Below are 8,927 nucleotides of genomic sequence, written 5' to 3' on the forward strand. Positions count from 1 at the left end.
CTACACCCCTACACCCCTTTTTTCACTACTTCACCAGCATATTCGCACACAAAATACCAGACGCAGCTACTGCAGGTACACCAATTCCCGGCGTGGTGCTATCACCGACGCGATATAATCCCTGTATTGGTGTGTGTGGTCCTGGAAACATCCCTTGTCCCGCTTGAATAGCCGGACCATAAGTTCCCTGATATCTTCGCAAATAATAAGCATGGGTTAAGGGTGTGCCAATAAGTTCCAACACAACACGCTCCCTGATATCTGGAATAATTTGCTCTAAGGCACGATATAAAGTTTGCGCTTTCTGTTGCTTTTTGTGTTCATATTCGTCGTTCCGTTCCCATCCCGCATATGGTTCTAGGGTGTAAGCGTGAACTACATGATGTCCCTGTGGGGCAAGTGTTGCATCCCACACACTAGGAATTGATATCATGCAAGTATTTCCCGGTACTGTGATATCCTTGCCACTGTCGTGAACGACGACATGATGTCCTGTGAGATTTTCCAAACCATCTGCACGAATACCTAAGTGTAAATGCAGAAAACTATCAACCGCTGGTGTATTCAATGCAGCTTTGCGGAAAGACGAGGGCAAATCCTCGGGACGTAACAGCTTGGTGTAAGTATCCCAAATACTGGCATTGGAAATAACAATGGGTGCTTTGAGGATTTCACCTTTTGTCAACTGGACACCAATAACTTTGTGATTCTCAACTAAAATTTGCTCCACATGATGTCCCAAAAGCAACTGACCGCCCCAACGTTCCAACCCCCGCACCAAAGCCTTGACAATAGCTGCACTGCCACCCACAGGATACTCAACTCCGGCGCGGGAGCGTTCACCTAACATAAAAGCTACCTCTGGAGCAATAGTGCCATGTGCCTTTAAACCAGATAGTAAAAAGCATTCTAAGTCGATGAGCCGCCGTATCCAGGGGTCTTGTACTGTTGCATCCATGACATGACCCACAGATGCTTGAACAAGAGGTAAATGAGGTAGCATCTTTAACAAAGAGGGTAAGTAACGTCCGATTAACACCGGAATTACTTGCCAATCTGCTCGTAAAGCTAGTGTAGGAATACCTTTCATCGCATCGTACAATGGTAACAAGCGTTCCTCAAAGCGCTTGAATTCCTTCGCTCCTTGAGGCGTAATTTTCGTTAATTCTTCACGGTAACGCGACTGATTGCTATAAACAGGTAAACTCGCTTCAGGAAAATGGTACAGTCCAAGGGGGTCGTAAGGTACAGATTCTAAAGATTCGCCCAAAACGTCAAGAACTTGTTTGACGGGATTCAAACTTCCGGCACTTGTCAGACCACAATAGAATGAGGGACCGGAATCAAATTCAAATCCCCGTCGTCTGAAGGTATGAGCAGCACCCCCAGGTATTGTATGGCTTTCACAGACAATTACTCGCTTACCCTTCGGGTTCGCCAGTCGCCTACGGAGGGAAACCCTCCTGCAGCGCTGGACTTACCGTAACGAGCAAGTAATGCAGCCGCTGTTAACCCGCCAATACCACTACCGATAACAATGACATCACTATCCTGCATTTTTGTTATGTGTCCGCTGCTTTGCAAAGTCCAGGGTCAAGAGTTCAAAATTTAGAGTAACTTATTTTAACTAATGACTAATGACTAATGACTAATGACTGAACCTTTGATTGAACTAAAAGGCGTTTCTAAATCCTTTGGTAACAATAAGGTTTTAGATAACGTGGATTTGACGATTTACCGAGGCGAAGCATTAGGAATTATAGGTCCTAGTGGTACTGGTAAATCAACAATTTTACGGGTGATTGCTGGGTTAATTGCTCTTGATTCTGGAGACGTTTTTATTAAAGGGGTGCACCGAGAAGGATTGATCGAGGATAGGACAGATCCAGTTGGTATTGGTATGGTGTTTCAGCAAGCGGCGTTGTTTGATTCTTTAACGGTGGAGGAGAATGTGGGTTTTTCACTTTATCAATACTCAAAACTGCGGCGTTCTCGGATTCGAGAACTCGTTCATGAAAAATTGGAGATGGTGGGGTTATCGGAAATAGGCGATCGCTACCCAGCCGAACTCTCTGGAGGTATGCGAAAACGAGTCAGCTTTGCTCGTGCGATTATGTCTAACCCCGATAACCCCAAAGACACTCCAGAAGTGTTACTCTACGATGAACCAACAGCCGGACTTGATCCCATTGCTTCGACTGTGATCGAAGATTTGATTCGGCAGTTGCAATGTATACAGGGAGTTTGTAGTACCTACGCTATTGTCACTCACCAACAAAGTACTATTCGTCGCACAGCTGACAGATTGGTATTTCTTTACCAAGGTAAAGTGCAATGGCAAGGTAGTGTCAGTGAAATAGAAACTACAGACGATCCTTTGATTCGACAATTTATTAGTGGAAGCATTTCTGGACCAATTCATGTTGCTGGTTAGGGTAATTTTGGATTTGGGATTTTAGATAGAAGAAAAACCTACAACCTCAAATCTAAAATCTAAAATCCATAGGTGAGGAAAAATAAAATGCGAAGTTTATTAACAAGCCGCTTCGCCTCTGCGCGAACTTTTCGAGAAGGTTCTGTTGGGTTGTTGCTTTTGTTGGGACTGGGAGTGTTTGGGTTAGTCATGTTGTGGCTAACTAAATTCAATGTTGCTCGCAGTTCATACAAAGCTATTGTTGAATTTGCAAATGCAGGCGGTATGCAAAAAGGGGCAGTGGTTCGGTATCGTGGTGTCAAGGTAGGCACGATTTCTGCTCTTCGACCTGGACCAAACAACGTTGAGGTGGAAATTGAAATTAGCAAATCCAACTTGATTATTCCTAGCAATGTCACAGTTGATGCTAATCAATCTGGATTGATTGGCGAAAGCATTATTGACATCACACCAAAAACGCAGCTACCTCCAGGGGCTGTGGTAGGTAAACCGTTAGAAAAAAATTGCAATCCTCAAATTATCGTCTGTAATGGTTCTCGATTAAAAGGTCAGATTGGGATCAGTATGGATGAACTGATTCGCTCAACAACTCAATTAGCAACTGTATACAGTGACCAGAAATTCTATGGAAATGTTAATAAGGCTGTAGAAAATACTGCTGTTGCTGCGGCAAATATTGCTGAGTTAAGTCGTAACTTCAGTGTTTTAAGCAAAGACCTTCAACAACAACTGAACTCCGTTTCGGCGACGACTAATACAATTCAACAAGCAACAACTCAACTCAGTGCATCTAGTACCAAAACTCTGAGTCAATTTGGTAATACTGCAGACCAATTTAGTACCACTGCTAAAGAACTTCGTTTAACAAACACATCTGTTAGTAAGCTGATTAATAATCTTGATACTCTAGTTACTAGCAACCGCTCTTCACTTGTTGCAGCTTTAAACAATATCACCGAAACTAGCAATCAACTACGTAAAACAGTTAGCAGTCTTTCACCTGCGGTTAATCGTGTCACCCAAGGAGAATTAATCAAAAATTTAGAAACTTTGTCTGCAAATGCTGCCCAGGCTTCTGCTAATTTGCGCGAAGTTTCCAACAGCCTCAACAATCCTAATAACGTGGTGGTTCTGCAACAAACTTTAGATTCTGCACGAGTCACATTTGAAAACACCCAAAAGATTACATCTGATTTGGATGAATTGACAGGTGATCCAGCTTTTCGACAAAATCTGCGCCAACTGGTGAATGGTTTAAGTAGCTTGGTTTCCTCCACTCAGCAGATGCAGGATCACGTACAAATTGCTAGTACTTTAGACTCAGTCAAAGCTACTGTTCATAATTCTAATACTGCAATTTCCGCACCCAAGATAAATAAACAGCAGACGTCATTTAGTCTCCCATTGACTGCTGCGAAGATTGCTGACAAAACGTTTCAACCTACTACTATTACCTTGACGAATCCCACCCCAAGTACTCGTCAACAGCAGATGATGTTCAATCTCTCACCTGGTACGACTAAAAGTGCTGACAAAACGTTTGAGCCTACTACTATTACTTTGACGAATTCCACTCCAAGCACTGAGCAACAATCAGTTGATACTAAGAGTGCTAGTAAGGAACCTCAACCCACTAGTGGACAGGTGACTCCCTCTTTAGCTCAAGAAAACCTTTTGAGGAAATTGAGGGAACATCGTGAACAGGAGAAGTTGGGTGAGTAGAGAATAGGACAGGTAATGGTAGGTTGGGGAGCCAGCGCGAATGACGGCTTTCCAACGCCAGATGCTCCACTTGGGGAGCATCTGGCGTTGCGGAGAGCAGCGCCTTGCGGGGGTTCCCCCCGTTGTGGCGACTGGCTGTCGGGTTCCTCCTTTGGGTGCCACCTGGCGTGAAACCCCAAGACCGCACTGGCTCCTCCGTAGGCGTCTGGCGTTTAAGCGTAGCGCAACCCAACACATATCAGTTAGGTGAAGCATGATATGACAAACATTATGAGCAGAAATCAAATGGATTGAGTAATCGAAGTTCAGCAATCCAAATAAAATCGGTTATATTTCGAGTCACCAAGGTTCGGTTATGCGCCAGTGCAGTACCCGCAATCATTGCATCTCCTAACCACATCCTGCGCTGTTGTCGAAGCTGCACTGCTCTGTCTAAAACAGGTTGTGACAAAGGCAGAATCGTGACTGTTGCAAAGAACTGTTCCAACACCGAAAGCGCGAATTCGCAATCTCTAATTGCTGATACTCCCTTCCCACTACAAAATTACCTATCTTCTTTTTTCTTACTTCGTGTCCTTCGCGTCTAGCCTTCGGCAACGCCAAGGGCGAACGCGGTTCGTTAAATAGGTATTCTTCTGACGGGAAGGGAGTAAACTAAAGCTTTTCCCAGAACTTGGAGGTTAGCAGCATGACACAGACAAAAGCCATCACCGATGCGATTACCAGTCTGGCGGACGCAGAAAACCGCTTTGGGTTCGTCCGCATTGAGTCCGAGGGTTTTTTTTCGGAGTGGTGCGAGGAATTACCAGCCCTTACGGAAGCCGACAAAGCGAATCTTGATGTCCTGCGACGCAGGTATCTTTACCACCGAACTTTTGGGAATTTACTGGAGGGGACGGTTATGCTGTTGCTGGTTTCCCCGTTACTGGCACTTGCTGGGTTTTACGATCCGCCGTTCCGCATCAAGGCAGAAGAATCAGTGGATGTGGTGGTGGATGATGGTGAGGAGATTTTGCGTGGACGGATTGATGTGCTGGTGCTGCAAAATCGGTTTTGGGTGATGGTGCTGGAATCTAAAAAAACCACGCTGTCGGTGTGGTCGGCATTACCGCAAGCCCTGGCGTATCTGATGGCGAACCCAAACCCTCATCTGCCCGTCTTTGGTATGGTGACGAATGGCGATGATATTTTGTTTGTCAAGGTGGTACAGGCGGATACGCCACAGTACGATTTGTCACGGGTTTTCGCGCCGTTTACTTCTGTTAGGGAACTGTACAGCGTTTTGCAAATCCTCAAGCGGTTTGGTCAGGCAGTTTCCTCTGTGTGATTACCCACAGTACCATAAGTCATCTAAAAAGAACGAAAACGGTTTTTCCAATTCTTGCCAGCTAATCACGGGAAAATCTCACAACCAAACATAAAAATGTATTTCCCCTACACCCCTATACCCTTACACCCTTACACCCCTTTTTCAAGCTAGTACTAATTCCAATCTTCTTCTTCTTTTTTCCCGCGACTTTTATAAATACCCCCACGGCTGTGTAAGGCGCGTGTTTTCTCAAAAAGTTCTTCTTCGCTCAAACCCCACTGCACCAGAATTTTGTCCAAATCGCTTTGAATATCTCTCGCGCCAGGAAAACTGGAATAGCGAATTCGCAATCTAGCTAATTCTGCTAAATTATAATCAGTCGCCTCACCAACCAGTAAGTTCTCAATGATGGGGCGATCGCGATTGTACAACGGGTGCTGTTGGTCTTTATTTGCTTTACTCATCTTGATTCTAGGTTGTCAATGGAGAGTCGTAAGTGAAGCGCTGTTCATTGTGACATAAACTACCGCTAATCGCCAACGACTGACTTCAATAATTATCCGTCTATTCGCTTGTATTCAAGCTCTTGACGGGTAACACGCCTAAACTCTTACGGCTCTCACTACTGTCAGTCGACTTTGAATAAAGATACATTATCCATAAGAAAGTACACAAAAGTTCAGGTGAGGGTGAATCATATAGTGATGACAATGAAAGTGCTTCTTGTATGCTGAGTGATCACAACCGAGTGCTAAGTATAAATAACATAGCACCCCCCATTCACCAACTCAGAACTCATTAGGACTTCATTCTCTATACTACTGAAATCACCCATAGCCCAAGCCATTCGGGAGCACAAACCCAATATGTTTGAACACTTCACATCCGAAGCCATTAAAGTTATTATGCTAGCCCAGGAGGAGGCGCGTCGCCTGGGACACAATTTCGTAGGGACGGAGCAAATTCTCCTCGGGCTGATTGGAGAAGGATCAGGGGTTGCTGCCAAAGTGCTGACCGACTTGGGCGTTACCCTTAAAGATGCACGTCGCGAAGTCGAAAGAATTATAGGTCGGGGTTCTGGCTTTGTACCCCCGGAAATTCCTTTTACCCCCAAGGTGAAAAGTTTGTTTGAGCAAGGCTTTAAGGAAGCTCGCACCCTGGGAAATAATTATATAGGTACTGAACACTTACTCTTGGGATTGACTGAAGCTGGTGAAGGTGTCGCCGCTAAAGTCCTGCAAAATTTAGGGCTTGATTTGTCGCAAATTCGCACAGCAGTGATTCGTCAGTTGGGTGAAGCGACATCGGTTTCCGGTTCTCGTGGCGGTGGTTCTTCAAGGCGTACCCAAAATTTAACTTTAGAGGAATTTGGTAGAAATCTTACCAAACAAGCGCAAATCGGCAATCTCGACCCCGTTGTCGGTCGCGAGAAGGAAATTGAGCGTGCTGTCCAAATTTTGGGACGCCGCACTAAGAATAATCCTGTGCTGATTGGGGAACCAGGTGTTGGTAAAACAGCGATCGCCGAAGGTCTTGCTCAACGCATTGTAAACCAAGATGTCCCCGACATTCTACAAGACAAGCAAGTCATCAGCCTCGACATGGGGTCAGTGGTGGCTGGTACTCGCTTCCGTGGCGATTTTGAAGAACGCCTCAAGAAAATCATGGATGAAATCCGCACAGCGGGTAATATCATCCTGGTGATAGATGAAGTTCACACTTTGGTTGGTGCTGGCGGCACAGAAGGTGGTATGGATGCAGCCAACATCCTCAAGCCCGCATTGGCACGAGGTGAACTCCAGTGTATTGGCGCAACCACTCTTGATGAGTACCGTCAACACATTGAGCGCGATGCAGCTCTAGAGCGTCGTTTCCAACCGATTATGATCGGTGAACCATCGGTTGAAGAAACCATCCAGATATTATACGGCTTGCGCTCTGCTTACGAACAGCATCACAAAGTCCAAATCTCTGATGCAGCAGTCGTTGCTGCAGCTAACTTGTCAGACCGCTACATTAGCGATCGCTTCTTACCTGATAAAGCCATTGACTTGATTGATGAAGCAGGAAGCCGTGTTCGTCTACGGAACTCTCTCAAGTCGGTTGATCGCGAACTCAAGCGCGAATTGGCGCTAGTGACTAAACAAAAACAGGAAGCTGTCAAAACTCAGGACTTTGACAAAGCTGGTAAACTGCGCGATCAAGAGTTGGAACTCGAAACAAAATTGCGCGATTCACAAGAAGATAAATCTGTCAATAGCCCGATTGTTGATGAGGAAGATATTGCTCAGATTGTCGCTTCTTGGACTGGTGTCCCAGTCAACAAGTTGACTGAATCTGAATCAGAGATGCTGTTGCACTTAGAAGACACTCTTCACCAGCGTCTCATCGGTCAAGAGCAAGCAGTGACCGCAGTTTCTAAAGCCATTCGTCGCGCCAGAGTTGGGTTAAAGAATCCTAACCGACCGATTGCAAGCTTTATCTTCTCTGGTCCCACAGGAGTTGGTAAGACAGAACTAGCCAAAGCATTGGCTTCTTACTTCTTTGGTGCTGAAGATGCAATGATTCGCGTGGATATGTCCGAATTCATGGAACGCCACACCGTTTCTAAGCTGATTGGTTCACCTCCTGGTTTCGTTGGATACGACGAAGGCGGACAACTGACTGAAGCAGTACGTCGCAAACCTTATACGGTAGTGCTATTCGACGAAATCGAAAAAGCGCATCCCGATGTCTTCAATATGCTACTGCAAATCTTGGATGACGGTCGTCTTACTGATGCGAAAGGTCGGACTGTGGACTTCAAGAACACGCTGATTATCATGACCTCTAACATCGGTTCTAAGGTGATTGAAAAAGGTGGCGGTGGTTTAGGGTTCCAGTTTAGCGAAGATGAAGCTGAGGCGACTTACAACCGGATTAAAATGCTGGTCAACGAAGAACTGAAATCATACTTCCGTCCAGAATTCCTTAACCGTCTTGATGAGATTATTGTCTTCACTCAACTTAAGAAAGATGAAATCAAGCAAATTGCTGATATCATGTTGCGCGAAGTCGCAAGCCGCTTGACTGAGAAGGGAATAACTCTGGAAGTGAGCGATCGCTTCAAAGACCGTGTCTTACAAGAAGGCTACAACCCCAGCTACGGCGCAAGACCGTTACGTCGGGCGATTATGCGCCTCTTAGAAGATTCTCTGGCTGAAGCGATGCTCTCAGGTGAGATTACAGAAGGTGACACAGCTATTGTGGATGTGGACGATGACGGTCAAGTCAAAGTCAACAAGTCCGAGAAGCGAGAACTGTTACTGGCAAATCTTGGCTAAGATTCGGTAAAATGTCGCTTTTTGATTGATAGCGCTTTTTAATAGTAGGGTGGGCATGGGTAATGTCCACCTTAGTTTTTTGGGGCGATAGCGTAAGCGCAAGCGCACGCCCAGAGGGCGTTAGCGCAGCGTCTCCGCA

7 protein-coding genes and 1 pseudogene are annotated in these 8,927 nt (G+C 45.5%); 5 read left to right on the top strand and 3 right to left on the bottom strand.

Translation table 11 applies throughout. The annotated features are described in order from the left end of the window. Positions 1-25: 25 nt before the first annotated feature. Positions 26-1,557, bottom strand: a pseudogene (locus tag DP116_RS24615) (phytoene desaturase family protein). Positions 1,558-1,651: 94 nt separating this feature from the next. On the opposite strand from DP116_RS24615, the gene DP116_RS24620 reads away from it, so the two are divergent. The 3 genes from DP116_RS24620 to DP116_RS24630 all read left to right on the top strand — a co-directional run bounded on the left by DP116_RS24620 (position 1,652) and on the right by DP116_RS24630 (position 4,413). Beyond that, the gene (locus DP116_RS24620) at positions 1,652-2,434 is read left to right on the top strand and encodes an ABC transporter ATP-binding protein (RefSeq protein ID WP_169157659.1); all 783 of its coding nucleotides are present in this window, start codon (positions 1,652-1,654) and stop codon (positions 2,432-2,434) included. Positions 2,435-2,521: 87 nt separating this feature from the next. Next, positions 2,522-4,156, top strand: coding sequence for an MlaD family protein (locus tag DP116_RS24625; protein WP_169157660.1), 1,635 nt, complete (start codon positions 2,522-2,524; stop codon positions 4,154-4,156). A gap of 104 nt (positions 4,157-4,260) precedes the next feature. Then, positions 4,261-4,413 (top strand): hypothetical protein, encoded by a 153-nt coding sequence (locus tag DP116_RS24630; protein ID WP_169157661.1) that lies wholly within the window; start codon positions 4,261-4,263, stop codon positions 4,411-4,413. 11 nt (positions 4,414-4,424) lie between these two features. Here DP116_RS24630 and DP116_RS24635 read toward each other — a convergent pair whose 3' ends face one another. Next, positions 4,425-4,673, bottom strand: a complete 249-nt coding sequence (locus tag DP116_RS24635) for a PIN domain-containing protein (protein WP_169157665.1) — start codon at positions 4,671-4,673, stop codon at positions 4,425-4,427. Positions 4,674-4,844: 171 nt separating this feature from the next. Here DP116_RS24635 and DP116_RS24640 point away from each other — a divergent pair, with 171 nt between their 5' ends. Continuing rightward, the gene (locus DP116_RS24640; RefSeq protein ID WP_169157662.1) at positions 4,845-5,483 is read left to right on the top strand and encodes a type I restriction endonuclease; all 639 of its coding nucleotides are present in this window, start codon (positions 4,845-4,847) and stop codon (positions 5,481-5,483) included. A gap of 155 nt (positions 5,484-5,638) precedes the next feature. Here DP116_RS24640 and DP116_RS24645 read toward each other — a convergent pair whose 3' ends face one another. Then, on the bottom strand, positions 5,639-5,929 hold the full coding sequence (locus DP116_RS24645; protein ID WP_169157663.1) for a DUF3288 family protein: 291 nt from the start codon (positions 5,927-5,929) through the stop codon (positions 5,639-5,641). Between the two features lie 402 nt (positions 5,930-6,331). On the opposite strand from DP116_RS24645, the gene DP116_RS24650 reads away from it, so the two are divergent. Next, positions 6,332-8,788, top strand: coding sequence for an ATP-dependent Clp protease ATP-binding subunit (locus DP116_RS24650; RefSeq protein ID WP_169157664.1), 2,457 nt, complete (start codon positions 6,332-6,334; stop codon positions 8,786-8,788). Positions 8,789-8,927: the final 139 nt, after the last annotated feature.

Source organism: Brasilonema bromeliae SPC951, assembly GCF_012912135.1.
GTDB lineage: Bacteria > Cyanobacteriota > Cyanobacteriia > Cyanobacteriales > Nostocaceae > Brasilonema > Brasilonema bromeliae.

Excerpts from the sequence above, each read along its gene's own strand:
- DP116_RS24620 (WP_169157659.1), top strand. The coding sequence starts at position 1,652 with ATGACTGAACCTTTGATTGAACTAAAAGGCGTTTCTAAATCCTTTGGT.
- DP116_RS24625 (WP_169157660.1), top strand. The coding sequence starts at position 2,522 with ATGCGAAGTTTATTAACAAGCCGCTTCGCCTCTGCGCGAACTTTTCGA.
- DP116_RS24640 (WP_169157662.1), top strand. The coding sequence starts at position 4,845 with ATGACACAGACAAAAGCCATCACCGATGCGATTACCAGTCTGGCGGAC.
- DP116_RS24645 (WP_169157663.1), bottom strand. The coding sequence starts at position 5,929 with ATGAGTAAAGCAAATAAAGACCAACAGCACCCGTTGTACAATCGCGAT.
- DP116_RS24650 (WP_169157664.1), top strand. The coding sequence starts at position 6,332 with ATGTTTGAACACTTCACATCCGAAGCCATTAAAGTTATTATGCTAGCC.